We start from the raw sequence: 22993 nt of genomic DNA on the forward strand, positions 1-22993 counted from the left end.
ATGAGCTTACATATATTAAAAATTTTAAAGGAACTAAATGAAAACGGAGCCAAATTAGAAGTTAATAAGGGCTCATTAAAGTTAAAAGCGACAAAACCTATTGCTAATGATTTAATTTCTCTATTAAAAAAACATAAAGAAGAACTTATTGATTTTATAGAAAAGCATCAAGTCAAAACAAGTAGTACTTCATTACCTAAAGTAACCAATTTAAGTGGAAACTTTACAGGTAAAATACCACTATCATTTAGTCAAGAACGCCTCTGGTTCCTAGACCAATTGAATGGTAGTGTAGAATATCATGTTCCTTTTATGCTCAACTTAAAAGGAAACTTAACCCCTGATGCTATGGAGCAATCACTTCGAACTATTATTACACGACATGAAATACTACGCACGGTACTATTATCCGAAGATGGAGTTCCTTTTCAAAAAGTAACAGATTCCGACGAATGGAGTATGTTACAAAAAGAAACATCCATCATAAACTCAGAAAAAGATGTTGAGGAGTTTACAAAACTTCCATTTGATCTTTCGAAAGATTTTATGCTAAAAGCTTGTCTATTTAGGGTAAGCAAAGACCATCATATTTTAGTTTGTCTCTTTCACCATATTGCTTCCGATGCCTGGTCTTCAGGGATTTTTATGAATGAATTATCTGAACTTTATAGTAGTTTTTCAAGCAATACTCCCACTTCTTTATCTCCCCTTGACATACAATATTCCGATTATGCCATCTGGTTGAGAAATCATGTTGAGGGTACCTTCTTAAATGAACAAATTAATTACTGGAAAAAGCAACTTAGTAACGTCAATAACCTATTACTTCCAACTGATTTCCCAAGACCAGCTATACAAAGTAAAAATGGAGCGGGCACTTCTTTAGAAATAGATAAAACCTTAAGTAATGATGTTCTTCAATTATGCCAAAAAGAAGATGTTACTCTTTTTATTTTAATGCTTTCTACTTTTAAAATACTTATGAGTAGATATTCAAATCAGAAGGATATTTGCATTGGTAGTCCGATAGCCAATAGAACACAGGCTGAATTAGAAGGGCTTCTAGGCTTTTTTACAAATACTTTAGCCTTTAGAAGCAACTTAGAGGGAAATCCTACCTTTAAAGACTTTTTAAAAACAGTAAAACAAACAACTCTCGAAGGCTACGATCATCAGCTTGTCCCTTTTGAAAAAATTGTTGACAGTGTTAGTAACCAACGAGACCTTAGTATGTCTCCTTTGTTTCAAGTAATGCTTGTTATCAATAACACACCAGAAGGAAACAAAGATCTTAAGCTTGAAAATGTTGACGTTTCAAATTATACGATTAATAGAGAGAGCTCAAAGTTCGACTTAACACTTCTTGTATTTAATACAAACGGGCAATTAACCATAGGAATTGAATACTGTACAGATTTATTCAAAGAATCTACTGCTGAACAAATTCTGAGAAACTTTAAAGAATTACTGAAAAGCATTACGGAAAATATTGAACTCCCTATTGAAAATCTAAACATTTTGGAACCAAGTGAGAAAATTACTTCACTTGATGCATTTAACCAAAACGAAAAAAACTACCCTGGTAATCAAACGGTTTTAGATTTATTTAAAAAACGGGTAGTTCAAACACCCAACAAAACTGCACTGGTTTTTCAAAATCAACAATTAACATATCTCGAACTAGATCGAAAATCAGATAAAATCGCTCACACCCTACTAACAAAAGGAGTAAAACCTAATGATAAAGTAGGTATTTGTATTGATCGTTCTGAAGAAATGATTATTGGTATTTTGGCGATATTAAAAACAGGATCTGCCTATGTTGCTATAGATCCAGAATATCCGGAAAGCAGAATAGATCATATGATCCAGGATTCAGGTATTCAGTTACTATTGACAAGTAAAGAATGTATTGAAAAGGTTACAAATGACAATCTTGAAGTCGTGATCTTATCAACAGAGCTTGCTTGCGAAACTACCACAGATCAATCACTTCCAAATGTGTCTCCTGAACAACTAGCATATCTAATTTACACTTCAGGCTCTACAGGCAAACCTAAAGGTGTACTCATGTCGCATAAGGCGCTTTTCAACCTCATCTATTTTCAAAAAGAAGCAGCTATTTCTGGAGATAAAGTAACTCAATTCACTAGTATTAGTTTCGATGTTTCTTTTCAAGAAATATTCTTTAGTTTAAGTCAAGGTAAAGAGCTACATATCATATCATCGAAACTTAAAAAAGATGCCTTAGCTCTCAAAAACTATATCAAAGAGAATAATATCAACATCATTTTTCTTCCCACATCATTCTTTAACTTTTTTAGTTCAGAAGGATATTTCGAAGAGTTGACCTCTGTAAAAAATATTTTTGTGGCAGGTGAACAATTAAAAATGACTCCCGAGTTGATTCATTACTTAAAAAATAGTGATGTTACTTTACACAATCACTACGGCCCCAGCGAAGCCCATGTGGTTACAACTCATGAATTGAGTAATAGAAATAACAACATAGAAACCACTACACCTTTTATCGGTTTCCCTGTTGCTAACAATCAAATCTATATTTTAGATACCCACCAACAATTAGTTCCTTTAGGAGTTCCTGGCGAACTTTGTATCGGAGGAAATCAATTAGCTAATGGTTATTTGAATAAACCAGAATTAACCTCTGAAAAATTTATTGCGAATCCTTTTAAAGACAATGAGAAAATTTATAGAACTGGAGATTTAGCAAAATGGTCTTCAGATGGAAATATTATTTTCTTAGGACGAATAGATAATCAAGTAAAAGTAAGAGGATATAGAATTGAACTTGGTGAAATCGAAAATGCACTAGCTTCTTTAGAAGAAATTGTAGAATGTTCCGTTCTCGCTAAAAAAGATGAACAAGGTAACAATCGATTGGTGAGTTATATTGTCTCTGTAAATGATTTTAACAAGGAAGAAATTCAAAATGAGTTAAAAAAACTCTTACCTGAGTATATGGTTCCATCAGTTTGGATTCCTCTTTCCAAAATGCCACTTACTCAAAATGGAAAAATAGACAAAAAAGCACTGCCTGAACCTGATACTTCTTTACTTTCATCAAACAGATACACTGCACCAGAAACCCCGCTTGAAAAACAACTTGCTACTATTTGGTCAACATTATTAAAAATACAACAAGTTGGAACTAATGATAATTTCTTTGAATTAGGTGGGCATAGTTTGCTGGCAACACGTTTGGTTTCAATCATTAGAAAAGAACTAAAAATTGAGGTTGCCATTAAGGATATTTTCAAATACTCGACAATCGCTCAATTAGCCGAGCACTTATCAAAGCAAGATGCAGCCACGATTTTACCTACAATTACAAAGCAAGAACAGCGTCCAAAATACATTCCTCTTTCTTTTAACCAAGAACGCTTATGGTTTATTGATCAATTAAAAGGAAGTAAAGAATATGATATGCCTTTGATTCTTGAACTAAAAGGAGATGTACAATCAACAATTTTAAAAAAAACATTAAAACTAATTATTTCACGACATGAAATATTACGTACAATGCTTCTTTCAGAAGAAGGCAATGGGTATCAAAAAATAGTTTCAGAAGACCAATGGGAACTGGCTCTACAAACAATTACTACCAATGAATCACTTAAAGAACAAATTGATACGTTTACATCGACACCTTTCGATTTAGCTCTTGATTACAAGGTAAAAGCAAAACTGTTTAAGGTTTCAGAACAAAACTTTGTCTTCGCTTGTGTTTTCCACCATATTGTTGGTGATGGCTGGTCAAAAGACATTTTTTTCAATGAATTTACCACTATTTACAAAGCACTAAGTTTAAATACAGAACCGAAACTTCCTTTTTTAACATTGCAATATGCCGACTATGCTATTTGGCAACGTCAATATCTTTCTGGGAGTATACTTGAAAAGCAACTGGAATATTGGCATAAAAAGTTACATGGAGTTTCTAATATTACACTTCCCTTAGATTTCGCAAGACCTTCTATACAGAGTAATTCTGGAAATAGTATTGAACACATATTAGCTTCTGAACTAAGTAATTCTTTAAATAGAGTTTGTAAAGAAGAAGGCGTCACTCTATTCATGCTTTTACTATCAGCTTTTAAAGTATTGTTAAGCCGATGGAGTAATCAACAGGATATTTGTGTGGGTACTCCAATTGCAAATAGAACTCAAGCAGAACTGGAGGGAATGATTGGCTTCTTTGTAAATACTTTAGCCTTAAGAAGCGATTTAAGTAAAAACCTAAGCTTTAAAAAACTCTTAAATTCAGTAAAGGAAACAACTCTCGAAGCTTATGATCACCAATTAGCTCCTTTTGAAAGAATCGTCGACCGTGTTTTAAATGAACGAGATTTAAGCACCTCTCCTTTATTTCAAGTCGCTTTTATTCTACAAAATACTCCAAATGAATCGGACGGTCTGATTTTAAATAACATTCAGGCTTCTCCATATAATACAAACCATGAAAGTGCTAAATTTGACCTTACTTTAAGCTCCTATGAAAAGGATAACCACATCTACTTAGGAATCAATTACCGAACGGAGTTATTCCAAAAAGACACTATTCAACGATTGTTAAATGGGTATGTTCAATTACTTACAAATGTTGTTGACAACATAGAAGCATCAATTCATGATGTTTCCATTTTAACACAAAATGAACGAGAGTTAACACTTAATACTTTTAATAATTTTGATAAGGTCTTCCCTGAAAACAATACGCTTCATGGTTATTTTTCAAAACTAGCAAAAGAGATTCCAAATAATTTAGCGTTGGTTTTTGAAAACAATGAGCTTACGTATAAAAAACTTGATGAAAAATCAAATCAATTTGCCAATTTCTTAACTGAGAACTTTATTATTGAAAATGAAGAGTTAATCAATGTCGTTTTAGAAAGGAATGAATGGTTTATTATTTCCATTCTGGGAATTATGAAAACTGGGGCTGCTTATATCCCAATTGACCCAAGTTACCCCGAGGAAAGAAAAACGTATATAAAAGAAAATTCAAAGTCGAAAATCACGATTGACAGTAAACTCGTAAACAAATTCAAAAAAGAGAATTCCAAGTTTAGCAAATTGCCAATTCTAATAAATGTTTCCCCCTCAAACCTGGCCTATATCATATATACTTCAGGAAGTACCGGTAATCCAAAAGGGGTTATGATTGAACATAAAAATGTTTTGAACACTCTCTTATCTCAAATCGACATTTTTTCAGTAAAAAGTTCAGATCATTGTTTACAGTTCGCTAGTTCTTCTTTTGATGCTTCTGTAAGTGAGATTTTTGTTTCACTCTTAAGTGGAAGTAAACTATATATTACTGACGAAAATAGAAAAACTGACATTAGCTACTTACGAAAATTTATTAGTAGTCATAAAATTTCTATTTTAACGTTACCTCCAGCATTACTTCAAGTTTTATCTATCGAAGATTTAAAAGGAGTAAAAACTTTAATTACTGCTGGAGAAGCAATTCCTCTAGAGCTAGGTAAACAATTCTCTAAACATTTTAATTATTACAATGCCTATGGCCCGACTGAAACAAGTATCTGTGCTACCATCTTTAAAGGGGTTATTGAAGACAGAGTTACCATTGGTCATCCAATTCATAATACCAAAATCTACATCACTGACGACAATTTAAATCCGCTTCCAATTGGTGTTATTGGAGAGTTGTGTATTGGTGGTAAAGGTGTTGGTAGAGGTTACTTAAATAACGAAGATTTAACCAATCAAAAGTTTGTTCAGAACCCATTTGATGAAATGGAGAAAACAAAACTTTATAAATCTGGAGATCTTGCACGATGGTTACCTGATGGGACCATTGAGTTTTTAGGACGTAAGGATGATCAAGTAAAAATTAGAGGTTATAGAATAGAACTGGGTGAAGTTGAGCATCATATCAGTCAAATAAAAGGAGTTAAACAGGCTGTTGTTTTAGCAAAAAAAACGAATCAAGGGATTAACCAGCTTATTTGTTATATGACTACGAAAAACGAATTCAACGAAAGTAGTATTAAAGAAGAACTCCAAGCTACTTTACCGAGTTTTATGGTTCCTTCAACATTTGTTACTATCGATGAATTTCCTTTGACAAATAATAAAAAAGTTGATAAAAAAGCTTTATTGAATATTGATGTTTTAAAAGCTTCTACAGACTCTTATCATGCTCCGAGCAATACAACTGAAGAGCAACTTGCAACAATATGGCAGGAGGTCTTGGCTTTGGAAAAAGTAGGTGTCCATGATAATTTCTTTGAAATTGGAGGGAATTCAATTTTAGCTATTCGCTTGGTAGCAAAACTTCAAGAATTCTTTAAACTTGAAATTAATGATTTATTCAAATATCCTACTGTTAATAAACTATCAAAAAACATAAGCTACTCAAAAGACTTCTTTAAAAATAAAATCCAGCATCATATAACTCAATTAAGAAAATTAGAAAATCAGAAAGAGTTAAACAAACCGTCCGAAAAATTAAACCAACAGGCATTAATTACTGAAAAAATTAACATTGAGAAACAAGAGTATCTTTCAAAAATTAAAGATTTGAATACGCTGAATCTTGAAAAGGAAATAGCTTACAATAATTTATTACTCCTTGGATCCACAGGGTATTTAGGAATTAATCTTCTTAGAAGTTTGTTGCTTCAAAATTCATCACAACTAACAACAATCGTAAGAGCAGAAAATAACACTGCCGCCAAAGAAAGATTATCAGAATTATATACCTTCTATTTTAATGAAGAATTACCCAACACAAAAAATATAACTGTTATTGCGGGCGATATTACGAAACCATTATTTGGGATTGATAAAGCCATTTATAAACAACTAACAAATTCTGTCGATAGTATTATAAATGCGGCGGCAAATGCTAAACATTATGGGAGTCTTGAAAGTTTTCAAAAAATCAATGTATACCCAATTGAAACCATGATTTCTTTTGCCAATGAAGGAGTTTCGAAGGTTATTCACCACGTATCTACACTAAGTATTTCTGGGTTTAAGAATATTGATTCAGCAGATCAATCATTTCTATTCACAGAAAAAGAAACAAACAAAAATCAAAATCATACTAATTTTTATACGCAAAGTAAATTAGAAGGTGATACTCTCTTAGATAAAGCTAGACAAAAAGGAATTAAAGCTAATATTTATCGAGTTGGAAACTTAAGTTTCAACAGTACCAATGGAAGTTTTCAAAGAAACATAGAAGACAACGCTTTTTATAACCGCATGAAGTCTTTTCTAGCTATAGAAGCAATGCCTGAATCACAACAAAATATGGAGATTTCATGCATAGATAAAGTATCTGAAGCTATATTAACTGTATTTAATAAGAAAGAATTGTTTAATCGAAACTTTCATATTAGAAACACCTACTCTTTGAGTAATACCGAATTTGTTGATTTTGCAAATAAAAACGGATATTCGATTACACTAGAAAAGATGAGTGATTTCTTTGAAAACTTATTAAACCAATATAGTGAAAAGAAAGAGCTCATTAATCGTTTCCTTTTACATTCGAGCGCCTTTGATGCAGATGTATCCGATGTGATTCCATATCAAGTATGTAGTAATAAAACAGATTACATTCTTGACAAATTAGGGTTTGCTTGGAACGAAATAGACGAGCAACAAATAAAACAGATGCTCGATTATGGAGAAAAGATTAATTTCTGGTATCAAACCCATAAAGATTCTAAAAAACTAGAAGAGGTTTAACAAAAAAAGAGGCTGTCTAAGACAGCCTCTTTTACCATATATTATGTCTAATTAGTCCACTAATGGTGGAATTCTTAGTACTTGCCCAGGATAAATTTTATCTGGATGAGAAAGCATTGGTTTATTCGCTTCGAAAATTACAGGATACTTCATCGCATCACCATAAAAATTCTTAGCAATTTTACCTAAAGTATCTCCACCTACAACGGTATGAAACTGTGCCATTTCTTCTTCCTTAATTTCTTCCACTTCAGCAACTGTCATATTATCTTCTACAGATGCAATCCCTTCGGTATTTCCAACTACTAAAACAACTTTTTCTTTAGTAGCTAAATCAGTAGCTTCACCACTAACTGCTGCCTTATCATCGTCTACAGTTACAGCTAAATCAGACACTGACAAGCCTAAAGCATTTACAGCTTCAACTAATTTTCCTGCTTTTTCAGCAGCTTCTTCTTCTGTGGTTTTTCCGATTCCAAATACTTTCGCACCGGCATTTTTGATAAATGAAAAAATTCCCATTCTTTTTTGATTTTTTGTTAATAAATAAATGTTTCTACTTGCCTAATATACAATTTTTATACCAAAAAATAATAAAGCAATAGTATACATAATCGTAACTTAAACTTATTAAGTTTTCAATCAAAAAAAACAAACTATTTTTAACCTTTCATTTTCAGTAAATAATGAAATTTCGAACAATAATTCTCTAGGGGTTAGTTTGTGAAAAGTGCAAAAAAAAGTCGTTTTAAAAACGACCTTAAATTTATTCTTCAAAAGAGTTCCAGCCTTGCGCCTTTAGCGCAATTTCTTGGTTCGCCCGTGTTACTAAATTCAATCCTTGATCTTTCTCAGTAATATGACCAATAATAGTTAAATTGGGATTTCCTTTAATTTTATCAAAATCATTAATAGAAACTGTAAATAACAATTCATAATCCTCTCCTCCACTCAAAGCAACCATTGTTGAATCAATATCAAATTCTTCACAAGTAGAAATCACCTGTGGGTCCAAAGGAAACTTATCTTCATAGATTTTACAACCTACTTTACTCTGTGTACATATATGAAAAATCTCTGACGACAATCCATCAGAAATATCTATCATTGATGTAGGTTTCACCTCTAAATCTGCTAAAAGTCTAGGAATATCTTTTCTTGCTTCAGGTTTCAGTTGCCTTTCAATAATATATGAGTAATTTTCTAAATCCGGCTGATTCTGAGGATTTACTTCAAATACTTGCTTCTCTCTTTCTAATACCTGCAATCCTAAGTAGGCTCCACCCAAATCTCCTGAAACTACAACTAAATCCGTTGGTTTCGCTCCATCTCTATAAACAATATCTTCCTTAGTTGCTTTTCCTATAGCAGTAATTGAAATTAATATTCCTTTATTAGAAGAAGTTGTATCACCTCCAATTAAATCTACATTATATGTATTACATGCTAATTGAATTCCAGCATATAACTCCTCTATAGCCTCTAAAGAAAACCTATTAGAAACTGCAATAGAAACAGTAATCTGCTCAGCCTCCGCATTCATCGCATAAACATCCGATAAATTTACCATAACAGCTTTATATCCTAAATGCTTTAAAGGCATATAACTTAAATCAAAATGCACTCCTTCAACCAATAAATCTGTGGTTACTACTGTTTGTTTTTCAGAAGATTCCAATACTGCTGCATCATCACCAATTCCTTTCACTGACGTAGCATGCTTCAACGAAAAGTGTTTTGTCAAATGATCTATTAATCCGAACTCACCTAACGACGCTAGAGACGTTCTATCTTGATTTTTATTTTCTAACATGCTGCAAAGATACTTATATCTCAACAATTAACACAGTGTAATTATATGTCAATCTCCTATATTAAAACTAGAAACAAAAATCTTTTTCGTATTGTATTTCAATATTTTATAAATTTGTTAAACACCCCTAAATTATACGGCATGCTTAAAAAAATCTTTTTTATCTCGTTTTTATTGTCAATAACAGTTATTCATTCTCAAACAACTTGTAGTAATGGTATGGCAGGAGACTATCCTTGTAGCAATTATGATCTAATGGCTTTTATTCCGATTTCAACACTTGCTAATTCCAATGGTTCACCTAGCTCTAGTGACATATGGGGATGGACAGACAGCACAACTAATAAAGAATACGCTATTGCGGGCATGTCAAACAGTACTGCTTTTATTGATATTAGCGACCCTGTAAATCCTATTTTTCTTGGCAGGTTAAATTCTAATGCAGGAAACAACTCCTGGAGAGATATTAAAGTTTATAACAATCATGCATTTATTGTAGCTGACATCGTTGGAGAACATGGAATGCAGGTTTTTGACTTAAGAAGGCTTCGTGGTGTAACTTCTGAGCAAAATTTCACCGCTGATGCTATTTATACCGGTGTTGGAAGCTGCCATAATATTGTTATCAATGAAGATAAAGGAGTCGCCTACTTAGTTGGCTGTAGAAGTACCAATGGAGGAGGCCCTATTTTTATCGACATTTCGAATCCTACTAATCCAACAAGTTTAGGTGATTATCAAACAGATGGATACTCTCATGATGCACAAGTCATCACCTACAACGGTCCTGACACTGAACATCAAGGCAAGGAAATTTATATTGGTAGCAATGAAGATGAAATTGTAGTACTCGATGTTACTGACAAAAATAATGTAGTAAGAATTTCAAATATTAACTATCCTCAAATTGGATATACACACCAAGGATGGTTTACCGAAGATCATCGTTACTTTATTTTAGGTGATGAAACGGATGAACGAAATTATGGAATGAATACACGAACCTTAATCTTTGACCTCCAAGATTTAGATACCCCGAACCTGTCTTCTACTTATTTAGGAGAAACCGGAGCCATAGACCATAATGGGTATACTAAAGAAAATGAATTTTTCTTGTCAAGTTACACTGCAGGTATGCGAGTATTAGATATTTCGAACATTTCATCAACATCAAATCCAATGACGGAAATTGGATATTTTGACACGCATCCTGAAAATGACAACACATCTTTTAGAGGTGTTTGGAGCGTTTACCCATACTTCCAAAGCGGAAACATTGTAATCAATGATATTAATAGAGGAATGTTTATCGTTAAAAAAAGCGGTACGTTAAATTCTGATTCTGATGAAATCAATGAAACAGCTATAAAAATATATCCAAACCCCACCGATGTAAATCCAATTATATCCATTAACAAAGGTCGCATTGAAACCATTGATGTTATTTCAATTTTAGGTAAAAAAGTTCTTTCTTTTAAAGATATCAATAATCATGATTTTGAAATTGACATAAGCGGTATTTCATCAGGAATATACTTCATAAGAATAAACAATAAATCAGCGCAAAAATTAATAGTAAACAACTAAAATTGACACGAAATCTACTATTTTTCAGCACTTTGTTTCTATTACTAACAAGCTGTAACAAAAAAACTATTGAACTTCCTTCTGTTTTTCTAGAGGAAATAGACTTTGTAAATACCATCGGTGGCTCTAAAAATGAAGTAGCGAAATCCGTCGTTTTCACCAACGATGGTGGTTATGCCATTCTTGGCTATGTTCAAAGCAATGACTTAGATTTTTCATCGAAAACAAACGATAGCTTCGATTTCTTTGTTATCAAGTATTCTCAAAACGATGTATTAGAATGGATAAAAACATATGGAGGGAGCGATGACGACAGAGGCGATAAAATTATTAGCACCTCCGATGGAGGTTTTGCTGTAATTGGCTATTCAGAAAGCTCTGATATTGATGTAAGTGAGAATGCAGGTGATAAAGATTTTTGGATTCTAAAACTAGATTCAAACGGGAACATCACTTGGAAAAAAACCTTAGGTTATCTTGGAAAAGACTTCGGAACAGCAATTATCGAAACTTCCGATGGAGGTTTCTTAGCTTCTGGCGAATTGGATGTAACTGCCTCAGGTGGCGAAGGAAATACAAGTTCAAGGCCATTTCATGCTGGTGGCGACTTTTGGGCGATCAAATTAAACTATTCAGGAACTGTTGTATGGAGTCGTTATTATGGTGGTACTTTTACAGAAACTCCTTCGGGAATTGTAGAAACTCAAAATGGTAATTTTATTATTGCTGGCACCTCTGATAGTGCAGATGTGGATGTTCTTAACAATAAAGGAACTTATGATTTTTGGGTAATTAAAATTAACAGTACAGGTGACCTCATATGGAATAAAAACTTTGGAGGTTCTGAAATTGACGAAGCAAAAGCCATTGTTAAAACAAGTAATAACAATTTTCTTATTCTTGGAAATAGTCGAAGTAATGATCAAGATATCGTCCAAAATTCTGGTGGAGCAGATTTATGTATTGTTAAAATTAACGATGAAGGAGATTTATTAATGCAAAAAAATCTCGGTGGAAACAATTTTGATGCTGGAAATGCAATTCATCAAATGGGCGATGGTAACTTTTTAGTTTCAGGCAGCACTAGAAGTACCTTTGGGAATATTCAAAACAAAGGACAAAATGATGCTTGGCTCTTAAAAATTGATTCACAAGCAAATATCCTTTGGCAAAAAAACATTGGAGGATCGAACATCGATTTTTGTTTTGATGCTACAGAACTTCTTGATGGCACAATAATAGGTGTTGGTGAGAGCACAAGTAATGATAAAGATATCTTAGAGAATAAAGGGTTTTCAGATATATTAATAGTAAAACTTAAGTAAAACCGTTATAGTGTATATTTACATAAAAAAATAACTAGTTATTCATGAAAAAATTTGCGATCATTTTTTTATCATTTTTTTTACTTTGCTGTAGTGCAGATAATGACGAACCTATTAAACAAATTTCGGTTAAGTTTAGCTTCACTCATAATTGGGATGGTACTTCGGTAGATGCGGGCGATTTTGAAGAATTTAATTTTGAAAATCAAAAAGGAAACAAAATAAGTATTGAACGTCTCCGATATTTAATATCAAGAATTAACTTAATAAAAAGTAATAACGACACTATTAAATTTGATGGTTACAAATTAGTTACGCTTGATACTTTAGAGAACAATTTAATTCATGAACTTCCTGAAACAATTTCTGAAGGGATCTACAATTTGTCATTTACATTCGGGTTTGACGATAACGATAATATTTCAGGAGCTTACCCCGATTTAAACACGGCAAACTGGGAAGTTGCTGCTGAGAAACCAGGAGGATATCACTTTTTACAACTTGAAGGTAAGTTTAAGGATTCTGTAGGAGCTGACAACCCTTATCTTTATCATACTATAAAAGCCTATAATTCGGCAAACGATTCATTAAAAGACACCTCCTTTAAATTAAATTTAGGGAGTATTTCCTTAAAAAACAATGCAACCGTTGAAATACAAATGAATATTGCTGAGTGGTTTAAAAACCCTCATGCCTGGGATTTAAATGAACGAAGTGTTGATTTAATGATGAATTTTGATGCTCAATTAGACATGTCTGATAATGGAAAAAATGTTTTTCGTTTAGGAGGAGTTACAGAATAGTTGAATAGAACACAATTAAACAAATGCACTATTGAAATATTTAGGAATACTACTTGCACTAATTATGTTAAGTTGCTCTTCTCCAAGCAATGATATGCAAGTGTATACTCCAAAAAAAGTGGAGCTAGAAGTTCCGGATATTCTAAAACAGAAATTAATTGCTCCTTTAGTACCTTCAAATAACCCTTTAACGGAAGAAGGGATTTCTTTGGGTAAAAAGTTGTTTTTTGACACTATACTGTCAAAAGATAATTCTCAATCTTGCGCTAGTTGTCACAATCCTCAAAATGCCTTTTCTGACAGTTTAAAATTTAGCCTTGGAGTTGATGGAATACCCGGCAATAGGAACGCAATGCCCTTATTTAATTTAGCATGGAATTTTGACGAACGATTTATGTGGAATGGTTCGGAACTAAGCATTGAAAGACAAGCATTTTCTCCAGTACGTGACCCCATTGAAATGCATAACGACTGGAAAATAGTTGCCGAAAAACTGCAAGCGCATAACGAATATCTCGAACTATTTTTAAAAGCTTTCAACACCAACAAAATAGACTCTACATTTGTTACGAAAGCATTAGCTCAATTTGAACGCACCTTAATTTCCGCCAATTCAAAATTTGACAACTATTTACTCGGAAACATCAACCTATCAGAAGAAGAACTTAATGGTTTTGACGTATTTATACGTGAAGACAAAGGCGATTGTTTCCATTGTCATGGAAGTGAACACAATCCGCTTTGGACAGACAACCAATTCCACAACAACGGTCTTGACTCAAACTTTACGGATTTAGGTCTCGGAACTGTAACCGGTGATCCTAGTGACAATGGAAAATTTAAAACACCTTCCCTAAGAAACCTTATTTATACTGCTCCTTATATGCATGATGGTAGATTTACTACTATCGAAGAGGTGATTAACCATTATTCCGAAGGATTGCAAAACTCTTCAACGGTAGATCCGTTAATGAAAAAAGTACACGAAGGAGGCGTGCATTTATCTAATGAAGATAAAGCAGCTTTAAAAGCTTTTCTTCTTACTCTTAGCGACCCAAGTTTTGTAAACAACCCTGAATTCATGAATTAAGACATATATATCGACTTTGTTTATGGCGAAATAGACTATATCCATTCTAAAAAATGATATAAATCATATTTTGTCACTATCTTTGTAGCTGATTTGGATTTAATCTATTTAAGATATGATAAAAGTTTCAGATACTGCAAAAAAGAAAGTAATTCAATTAATGACTGAAGACGGCTTTGATGCTATCAACGATTTTGTTAGAGTTGGTGTAAAGAGTGGAGGTTGTTCAGGTTTATCATATGATTTACACTTTGATAAAAAACATGGTGAAGCAGATAAATTATTTGAAGATAATGGTGTAAAAATCATTGTTGACAAAAAGAGTTTCTTATACCTAGTTGGCACTATTTTAGAATATTCAGGCGGTTTAAATGGTAAAGGATTTGTTTTTAACAATCCTAACGCTAACCGAACTTGTGGATGTGGCGAAAGCTTTTCCTTATAAAAAAAACAAACAGACATTAATAACTGATGAGTAAATATACTGAAGACGATTTACGAGAAGAACTAAAAACCAAAGAGTATGAATATGGTTTTTATACAGATATTGAAAGTGAAAAGTTTCCGAATGGTTTAAATGAAGACATTGTTCGCGCTATTTCTAAAAAGAAAAACGAGCCAGAATGGATGACTGATTGGCGTTTAGAAGCTTTTAGGGTTTGGGAACAGATGGAGGAGCCTGAATGGGCTAATGTAAACTATGAGAAACCTGATTTTCAAAATATATCTTACTATTCAGCACCTAAACAAAAACCAAAATTAGAAAGCTTAGACGAGGTTGACCCTGAGTTACTAGCTACTTTTGAAAAGTTAGGTATTTCATTAGACGAGCAAAAACGTTTGGCTAATGTTGCTGTTGATATTGTGATGGACTCTGTTTCCGTAGCAACTACTTTTAAGGAAACTTTAGCTGAAAAGGGTATTATTTTTATGCCCATATCAGAAGCTATTCAAGAGCATCCTGAATTAGTTAAAAAGTATTTAGGAACAGTAGTACCAACTACAGATAACTTCTATGCTGCTTTAAATTCAGCTGTTTTCTCTGATGGATCTTTTTGCTACATTCCTAAAGGCGTTCGTTGTCCAATGGAATTATCTACCTATTTCAGAATTAACGAAGGAGGAACTGGTCAATTCGAAAGAACTTTAGTTGTTGCCGACAAAGAAAGTTATGTTTCTTATTTAGAAGGATGTACCGCTCCAAGTAGAGATGAAAACCAACTGCACGCTGCCGTTGTTGAGTTGATTGCTTTAGATGATGCTGAAATAAAATATTCTACTGTACAAAACTGGTACCCTGGTAATGCAGAAGGAAAAGGAGGCGTTTTTAACTTTGTTACCAAAAGAGGTCTGTGCGAAACTAACGCTAAGATTTCATGGACTCAGGTTGAAACTGGTTCTGCAGTTACTTGGAAATACCCAAGCTGTATATTAAAAGGAAATAATTCTGTTGGAGAGTTTTACTCAATTGCAGTAACTAATAATTACCAACAAGCGGATACAGGAACTAAAATGGTACACTTAGGTAAAAACACCAAGTCTACCATTATTTCCAAAGGTATTTCTGCAGGTAAATCTCAAAACAGCTATCGAGGACTCGTTCAAATTAATTCTCGTGCTGAAAATGCTCGTAATTTCTCTCAATGTGATAGTTTATTAATGGGTAATGAATGTGGAGCTCATACCTTCCCATACATTGAAGTTAAAAATAAAACGGCTCAAATTGAGCACGAAGCTACTACCAGTAAAATTGGAGAAGATCAATTATTCTATTGTAACCAAAGAGGTATTGATACTGAAAAGGCAATAGCATTAATTGTAAATGGATTTAGCAAAGAAGTTCTGAATAAGCTTCCAATGGAGTTTGCTGTTGAAGCTCAAAAATTACTGGAAATATCATTGGAAGGAAGTGTTGGATAAATTATAAAGTCGAAAGGCTAAGGTCGAAAGACGGAAAACATAAAGCTCATATATTTTAATAAAAACATGATAAAATCCTTTGAAGATATTGAAAGTTGGAAGCAATCACGATTATTTAATCAACTTATTTATGATGCAACCAATAATTTTAAATTTGATAAGGATAATGATTTAAGAAGGCAGATTAGAAGAGCATCTGTCTCTATAAGTTCAAATATTGCCGAAGGTTTTGAAAGAAATACTGACAAAGAATTTATTCATTTCCTTTATATAGCAAAAGCATCAGCTGGCGAGATTCGTTCTCAATTATATTTGAGTTATGATTTAAAATATATTAGTGAGAATGATTTTAATGAATTAAAAAGTAAAGTCATTGAAATCTCAAAAACAATTAGTGGATTAATAAAATATTTAAAGAACTCAATCTAGACAAGTCGCTTTTAGTCGTAAGAAAAATAAAGACTTTTAGCTTTCGTCTATAGACTTTAAACTGAATATACAAATGTTAAAAATAGAAAACTTACACGCAGAAGTAGAGGGCAAAGCAATTTTAAAGGGAATAAACCTTGAAGTTAAAGCTGGAGAAGTTCATGCAATCATGGGACCAAATGGTGCGGGAAAAAGTACGTTATCTTCAATTATCGCTGGTAAAGAAGAGTATGAGGTAACTTCTGGTTCTATTGAATTAGAAGGTGAAGATATTGATGAATTAGCTCCTGAAGAAAGAGCTCATGCTGGAGTATTTTTATCATTTCAGTACCCAGTTGAAATTCCTGGTGTTACTGTAACCAATTTTATTAAAACTGCTATCAATGAATCTAGAAAAGCAAAAGGTTTAGAGGAAATGCCTGCTAAAGACATGCTTAAAAAGATTCGTGAAAAATCTGAATTACTAGAAATTGATCGTAAGTTTTTATCTCGTTCTTTAAATGAAGGATTTTCAGGTGGAGAAAAGAAAAGAAATGAAATCTTTCAAATGGCCATGTTAGAGCCTAAATTAGCCATCTTAGATGAAACAGATTCTGGTTTAGACATCGATGCTTTACGAATTGTTTCTAACGGAGTTAACAAATTAAAATCAAAAGATAACGCGGTAATAGTTATTACTCACTATCAGCGTTTGTTAGATTATATAGTACCTGATTATGTACACGTTTTACACGATGGTAAAATTGTAAAAACAGGAGATGCTTCTTTAGCTTTAAAGCTTGAAGAAAAAGGATATGACTGGATTAAAGAAGAAGTGAATAGTTAATAATGTTAGAATTTACATCTCGACTAGTGAGTAAACTTTAACCTTTGAAATTACAACTATCAACAATGGAGTTAAAAGAAAAATTATTATCATCATACGTAGCTTTTGAAAATGAAAGAGACATCAACACTGATGTACATGAAATTAGAACAAAAGCACTACAAAGTTTTGAAGAACTTGGTTTTCCTTCGAAAAAATTAGAAGAATGGAAATATACTTCTCTAAATTCAGTATTAAAAGAAGATTATAGTCTTTTTCCTGAGCATGACATCGCTATTCAATTAGCAGATGTAAAAAAGTATTTTATCCACGATATCGATAGCTATAAAATTGTGTTTATTGATGGGAAATATAGTTCCTTTCTATCAGAAACAACTCATGATGGAATGGATGTATGCTTAATGTCTGCTGCACTTTCTAAATCGAAATATAAGCCGATTATTGAGAACTATTTTAATAAGGCTGCTAAGCAGGACAACCTAACCTCTTTAAATACAGCTTTTGCTAGCGAAGGAGCTTTTATTCATATTCCACGCGGAGTAGAAGTTGAAAAACCTATTCAAATTATAAATTTCACCACAGGAAAGGAAGATGCAACAATGGTTCAACCAAGAAACCTTGTTGTTGTTGATAACAATGCTCATGTTCAAATTATTGAACGTCATCAAAGTTTGACTGACAACCCTGTGTTAACAAATAGTGTTACTGAAATTTATACGGATGTTCATGCTACTGTTGACTATTATAAAATTCAGAATGATAATATAAATGCTTCTTTAGTAGACAATACTTATATTGAGCAACAAAGAGAAAGTATTTGTTCTGTTCATACCTTTTCTTTTGGTGGAAACATTACTAGAAACAACTTAAACTTTTTCCAAAAAGGAGAAAGAATTGATTCTATTTTAAAAGGTATTACGATTATTGAAGGAAAGCAGCATGTTGACCATCATACTTTAGTACATCATATAGAACCTAATTGCGAAAGTCATCAGGATTATAAAGGTATTTATAATGAAAGATCAACTGGTGTGTTTAACGGTAAGGTAGTTGTTGAGAAAGAAGCTCAAAAAACCAACGCTTACCAACAAAATAACAACGTTTTAGTTAGTGATAAAGCTACGATCAATGCGAAACCTCAATTAGAGATTTTTGCGGATGATGTAAGATGTTCTCACGGTTGTACTATTGGTCAGTTAGACGATCAAGCTTTATTTTATATGCAACAACGTGGTATTCCTAAAAAAGAAGGAAAAGCTTTATTAATGTATGCATTTGCCAATACAGTATTGGAAAGTGTTAAGATACCAGAAGTAAAGAAAAGAATTACAAAAATTATAGCAAATAAGCTAGGAGTTAATATAGGTTTTGATTTATAAAACCAACCAGAATTACTTTAAAACACTGAAAGCCTGAGTTAAATTGACTCAGGCTTTTTTGATTTTTAATGCCCCATTTTCATAGGAAATACACCCAGTAAAATTTATATTTACGAGAATAAAATCAACGACTATATACTACTAATGACCAAATTCAATATATTAATCTACTCACTGTTCTTTTTCCATATTTCTTGCGGCCAAACTTTATCTAAAATTGATGTTTTGATTCAGAACGAAATGAAATCCGACAATGTCGCTGCATTAGCTATAGGCGTAATAGACGCGGGTAAATTAGTTCATTTAAGTACTAATGGTTTCAGTGATATAGAAAAACATTACGAAGCCTCAATACATACTCCATTTCATATCGCTTCCATCTCTAAAACGGTCACCAATTTGGCTGTTTTCAAACTAGTAGAATCTAAAAGAATCGACTTGAACACCGACATCAACACCTATCTACCTTTTAAGGTTAAAAACCCTCATTATCCAAATGAAACGATAACAGTTCGAGAGTTACTAAATCACCGCTCAGGGATTCGGGATAATTATGATCTATATGAAACATATTGGGAAAACCCCAAAGGTGACTCACCCTTTGATTTAAAATTATTTTTAAAAGAATATTTAAATGAGGATGGAAAACTTTATGAGACCAAACATTTCGAAAGTAATTCAAATCATAAATCCTTTGCTTACTCAAACACTGGTTACGCTCTTTTAGGTTTGCTTATTGAAATTGTCTCAGAGATGAAATATGAAGAATTTTGTCAAACTTATATATTTAAGCCACTTGAAATGCATAACACAAGCTGGTTTCTGAGAAACTTAGATTCAACATTGGTTGCGAAAACCTATGTAAAAGATCACTCCGGTTTAAAATTCAAAGGACATAACGGCTATCCAGATTACCCTGGAGGCCAATTAAGAACCTCGATTTCAGACTTTTCAAAACTTTGGGTTAAATACCTAAACTCTAATAATAAAAAATTTATTCTAGAGCATAAAACAACCTCCAAAATAACTCCAAACCCACAAATCTCTCATCAAGGTTATTACACATGGTTCCCAACAGCTATCAACAACCATTTATATTACAATCACAACGGCGCTGATTTAGGAGCAAGAACAGAAATTTTTATTGATGTTGCCCAAAAAAGAGGAATCATTGTATTTGCTAATTCAGAATACGATATCACAAATTTATGCAAGAATATTGAAAAGAACATGTGGGCTAAATAGTTAATCAAGCATCCTGAAGCCATCAGCAAAAGGAAAATTACCTCTTAAATTTATCGGCATTTTTTCTAATATTCCATTGCCTATGATAAACATAGAATCTGACCTGATATAGATTCTTAAACAAAAAACGATCATTCCCTTAATTGACAAGGCAAGTATTTTTTACACAATATAAAGATAAATAATATAGAGCTGCTTTTATAGAGAAAGAACTCCTTAGTGAAAAAATTAAATGAGCTTTGATTCTGACCTCATCTGCGAATATTCAATAGTTATCTCTAGCTAGAAATTCAGAGTTTTCATTCGTCATAAAAAAACAGCTCGGAGAAATCTCCGAGCTGTTCTGTTACTCTCTAACTTTTGGTTAGACTATACTTGTTTTTATTTCTCTTTTACTTTTACAAAAGTCTTAGAGTATGTTGATTTATCAGTCGTAACTTCTAAAATATATACTCCTTCTTGCATTTGATTCACCAAAATATTGTTCGACAATTTACCAGTTTTAATAACTGCTCCTGTTACGTTTACAATCTTATATGTTCCCGTTAATTCTCTTTCCGGAATCTTAAGACTTAACGCACCTTGCACAGGGTTAGGATAAATCATTAAATCATCAATTACTTGCGTTCTTGGCACAAACTTCTCTACAATACTTTCATTAGCACTTTCTCCCACACAAAAACTCTTCGTTTCTGAGCTCGCAAATTGTCCGCCTGAAGCTAAAGTAGCACCTGTACTGCTAGAAAGTGTATAAGAACCGTTTCCGTAGCTACAGCAAATACCGTCTCCGTAAGAATCTTTAAACACTAAGCTATAACATCCATTTGCTAATGTTACGTTTTTTGTAACGGTTGGTTTGTCTGCATTTGAATAAGGCCCTCCTGAACTAACAACAGCTCCTGAACTATTTTTAATTTCCCAAGTAGTTTCCGCAGGATAATTATCTAGTGTGATACTCAATGTTACCGCAGAGTTTCCTCCACCGCCTCCACCAGAACCATTGGTAGATAATGCTAATTTATCAATTGCCATATCTCCTTGCCAAGTAGATCCAGTAGTTCCGTTAAATCTTAATTTAACTTCACTTCCAGCATAGCTATTTAAACTTACTGACTCAGACAACCAAGAATTTCCTTGATTTCCTGACTTTTGCCAAGCAGTACTCCAAGTAGCACCTTTATCCGTACTAACTTCTAATTTTAAACTTCCCATGCCAGTAGCTCCATACATGTGATAGTCAAATGTAAATGATGCGCTCGTAGCTTGACTTAAATCAAAACATGGAGAACTAACGATTGCCGATTTAGACGGATAGTTAGGTGAAGACGACTCAACATATAAATAATATGATCCCGCATTCGCAGCTGAAGGTCCTGTATTTCTAGATGGAGTTGATCCCGAACGTGTAGCCCAATTAAAATCATCAGAAGTACTTTGTTCCCAGTTGCCTAACGTATTTTCAAAACTTTGATTATACGGAAAAGCCGAAACAGTACTAGCACACGTTGGATCTCCTCCACCGCCGCCACCGCCGCCTCCAGAGTTATCAACTCCGTTCGTTGGCATGTCGTTACCGATTGCACTAATTAAATTATCACTTCTACCATATGACCCATTAGGACATCCTCCTGTATTATGAATTGCAATAACCAAATTAGAGTTATAATCTAGTACAGGTGATCCTGAACTTCCTCCTTCAGTATCTGCATAATATCTTACTTGCTGACCTGACCCTGATGAACTTTGATAAACTCTAGAGAATCCTCCTGCTGTTCCATCTGTATCAGTATTCACAGATATTTCCTTTCTTCTTCCTCCTGGGTGTTGAGGAATATAAATTCTATCTCCTGAAGTAGGAACTGCCGAACTTAAACTTAAGTAACCATAAGTATTTGTTGGGTTACTTGGTAACTTTACTAAAGTGTAATCCAAAGAAGAATTCGTTTTAATAAAGGTAGCAGACGACGCCACTACATCTTGCTGTGCTAATGTACTTCCGGTACAACTCTGATGTTGGTAATTGAAGATAAAATCGGTGTTCTGCGCTCTTGAAGCTGTTCCAATACAGTGGTTGTTAGTCATTAAGTGACCTTCACTTCCTAATAACCATCCAGTACAAAGAGAACTACCTCCAATTAATAAGCGACAAACTGCTTTACCTTTTTCAAACATTTGAGTACCCTGATAACATGCAATACGCTCTTTATTATCAGATCCACAAATTGATCGGGTTTGAGAAGCCACTGTTCTCATAATTTTTTCTTCACTATAACCATAAGCCACTTTGCTTATTTCGAATCCATTATGACTTCCAGCTGTTCCTGACGAATAAAGCTTTAATACAATTTTATCATCAAAAAGCACTTTAGACCAGAAATCACTAATCATCGTCATTTGATCGTCAACGATTTTTCCTTTACCACCATAAATAATGGTTTCTTTTGATTTATTTCCTGTAATCTCAATATGATCACCTGGAGCTAAATCAAAATTCTTAAAATAAAGTTTAATGTAAGATGAATTTTTCGAATAAAATTCTTTTTGATAAACCAGTTCTTTTCCTGATTTGTTAGAACTCGCTATTCTAAACTTTTGATAAGTTTTAGTTACTTTAATATCGGAGTCAAATTCATCTCCAATCTTGAAAATTTTTTGAGCACTTATAGTTGTAGCGCACAAAAAAATCATGGTCATAACGACCATTTTGAAAAAGTAATTTTTCATTTTTAGAAGGGTTTTTATTGGTTAATATTTGATAGCTAAATTATTAATAATCAATATATATTACAAGATTAATGTTAAAATTTAGATTTTTATTTACGAAAAA

14 protein-coding genes are annotated in these 22993 nt (G+C 33.0%); 11 read left to right on the plus strand and 3 right to left on the minus strand.

The genetic code is table 11. The features are described from left to right. A complete protein-coding gene (locus BLW23_RS11260) occupies positions 1-7749 on the plus strand; it encodes a non-ribosomal peptide synthetase (protein WP_093669886.1) in 7749 nt (2582 codons plus the stop codon). A gap of 51 nt (positions 7750-7800) precedes the next feature. Here the strand turns inward: BLW23_RS11260 and lysM are convergent, their stop codons facing one another. Together lysM and thiL are read right to left on the minus strand one after the other, a co-directional pair. Next, a complete protein-coding gene (lysM, locus tag BLW23_RS11265) occupies positions 7801-8271 on the minus strand; it encodes a peptidoglycan-binding protein LysM (RefSeq protein ID WP_093669888.1) in 471 nt (156 codons plus the stop codon). Between the two features lie 244 nt (positions 8272-8515). Continuing rightward, entirely contained in the window at positions 8516-9562 is a 1047-nt protein-coding gene (gene thiL / locus BLW23_RS11270; RefSeq protein WP_093669890.1) for a thiamine-phosphate kinase, read from the minus strand. A 141-nt stretch (positions 9563-9703) separates the two neighbouring features. Here thiL and BLW23_RS11275 point away from each other — a divergent pair, with 141 nt between their 5' ends. The 10 genes from BLW23_RS11275 to BLW23_RS11320 all read left to right on the plus strand — a co-directional run bounded on the left by BLW23_RS11275 (position 9704) and on the right by BLW23_RS11320 (position 20166). After that, positions 9704-11149 (plus strand): choice-of-anchor B family protein, encoded by a 1446-nt coding sequence (locus tag BLW23_RS11275; protein ID WP_093669892.1) that lies wholly within the window; start codon positions 9704-9706, stop codon positions 11147-11149. Between the two features lie 2 nt (positions 11150-11151). Continuing rightward, the gene (locus tag BLW23_RS11280; protein ID WP_093669894.1) at positions 11152-12474 is read left to right on the plus strand and encodes a hypothetical protein; all 1323 of its coding nucleotides are present in this window, start codon (positions 11152-11154) and stop codon (positions 12472-12474) included. A gap of 44 nt (positions 12475-12518) precedes the next feature. Then, complete coding sequence (locus BLW23_RS11285; protein ID WP_093669896.1) at positions 12519-13277, plus strand: MbnP family protein; 759 nt, start codon at positions 12519-12521, stop codon at positions 13275-13277. Between the two features lie 31 nt (positions 13278-13308). After that, positions 13309-14367, plus strand: coding sequence for a cytochrome-c peroxidase (locus tag BLW23_RS11290; RefSeq protein ID WP_410529752.1), 1059 nt, complete (start codon positions 13309-13311; stop codon positions 14365-14367). 115 nt (positions 14368-14482) lie between these two features. After that, the gene (locus BLW23_RS11295) at positions 14483-14812 is read left to right on the plus strand and encodes a HesB/IscA family protein (RefSeq protein WP_093669898.1); all 330 of its coding nucleotides are present in this window, start codon (positions 14483-14485) and stop codon (positions 14810-14812) included. 26 nt (positions 14813-14838) lie between these two features. After that, on the plus strand, positions 14839-16287 hold the full coding sequence (sufB, locus tag BLW23_RS11300; protein WP_093669900.1) for a Fe-S cluster assembly protein SufB: 1449 nt from the start codon (positions 14839-14841) through the stop codon (positions 16285-16287). Between the two features lie 66 nt (positions 16288-16353). After that, positions 16354-16716, plus strand: a complete 363-nt coding sequence (locus BLW23_RS11305) for a four helix bundle protein (protein WP_093669902.1) — start codon at positions 16354-16356, stop codon at positions 16714-16716. 73 nt (positions 16717-16789) lie between these two features. Next, on the plus strand, positions 16790-17542 hold the full coding sequence (gene sufC, locus BLW23_RS11310; RefSeq protein WP_093669904.1) for a Fe-S cluster assembly ATPase SufC: 753 nt from the start codon (positions 16790-16792) through the stop codon (positions 17540-17542). Between the two features lie 65 nt (positions 17543-17607). Then, positions 17608-18921 carry a Fe-S cluster assembly protein SufD gene (sufD, locus tag BLW23_RS11315; protein ID WP_093669906.1) on the plus strand — a complete coding sequence of 438 codons (1314 nt, stop codon included), beginning with the start codon at positions 17608-17610 and terminating at the stop codon, positions 18919-18921. A 225-nt stretch (positions 18922-19146) separates the two neighbouring features. After that, complete coding sequence (locus tag BLW23_RS11320; RefSeq protein ID WP_176829802.1) at positions 19147-20166, plus strand: serine hydrolase domain-containing protein; 1020 nt, start codon at positions 19147-19149, stop codon at positions 20164-20166. 381 nt (positions 20167-20547) lie between these two features. On the opposite strand, the gene BLW23_RS11325 is transcribed toward BLW23_RS11320, so the two are convergent. Beyond that, on the minus strand, positions 20548-22890 hold the full coding sequence (locus tag BLW23_RS11325; protein ID WP_093669910.1) for a trypsin-like peptidase domain-containing protein: 2343 nt from the start codon (positions 22888-22890) through the stop codon (positions 20548-20550). Positions 22891-22993: the final 103 nt, after the last annotated feature.

The sequence above is a fragment of the Tenacibaculum sp. MAR_2009_124 genome (assembly GCF_900105455.1).
Lineage (GTDB): Bacteria > Bacteroidota > Bacteroidia > Flavobacteriales > Flavobacteriaceae > Polaribacter.

Coding starts and splice junctions, on each gene's coding strand:
- sufC (WP_093669904.1), top strand. CDS start 16,790: ATGTTAAAAATAGAAAACTTACACGCAGAAGTAGAGGGCAAAGCAATT.
- lysM (WP_093669888.1), bottom strand. CDS start 8,271: ATGGGAATTTTTTCATTTATCAAAAATGCCGGTGCGAAAGTATTTGGA.
- thiL (WP_093669890.1), bottom strand. CDS start 9,562: ATGTTAGAAAATAAAAATCAAGATAGAACGTCTCTAGCGTCGTTAGGT.
- sufB (WP_093669900.1), top strand. CDS start 14,839: ATGAGTAAATATACTGAAGACGATTTACGAGAAGAACTAAAAACCAAA.
- BLW23_RS11285 (WP_093669896.1), top strand. CDS start 12,519: ATGAAAAAATTTGCGATCATTTTTTTATCATTTTTTTTACTTTGCTGT.
- BLW23_RS11325 (WP_093669910.1), bottom strand. CDS start 22,890: ATGAAAAATTACTTTTTCAAAATGGTCGTTATGACCATGATTTTTTTG.
- sufD (WP_093669906.1), top strand. CDS start 17,608: ATGGAGTTAAAAGAAAAATTATTATCATCATACGTAGCTTTTGAAAAT.
- BLW23_RS11275 (WP_093669892.1), top strand. CDS start 9,704: ATGCTTAAAAAAATCTTTTTTATCTCGTTTTTATTGTCAATAACAGTT.
- BLW23_RS11260 (WP_093669886.1), top strand. CDS start 1: ATGAGCTTACATATATTAAAAATTTTAAAGGAACTAAATGAAAACGGA.
- BLW23_RS11295 (WP_093669898.1), top strand. CDS start 14,483: ATGATAAAAGTTTCAGATACTGCAAAAAAGAAAGTAATTCAATTAATG.
- BLW23_RS11305 (WP_093669902.1), top strand. CDS start 16,354: ATGATAAAATCCTTTGAAGATATTGAAAGTTGGAAGCAATCACGATTA.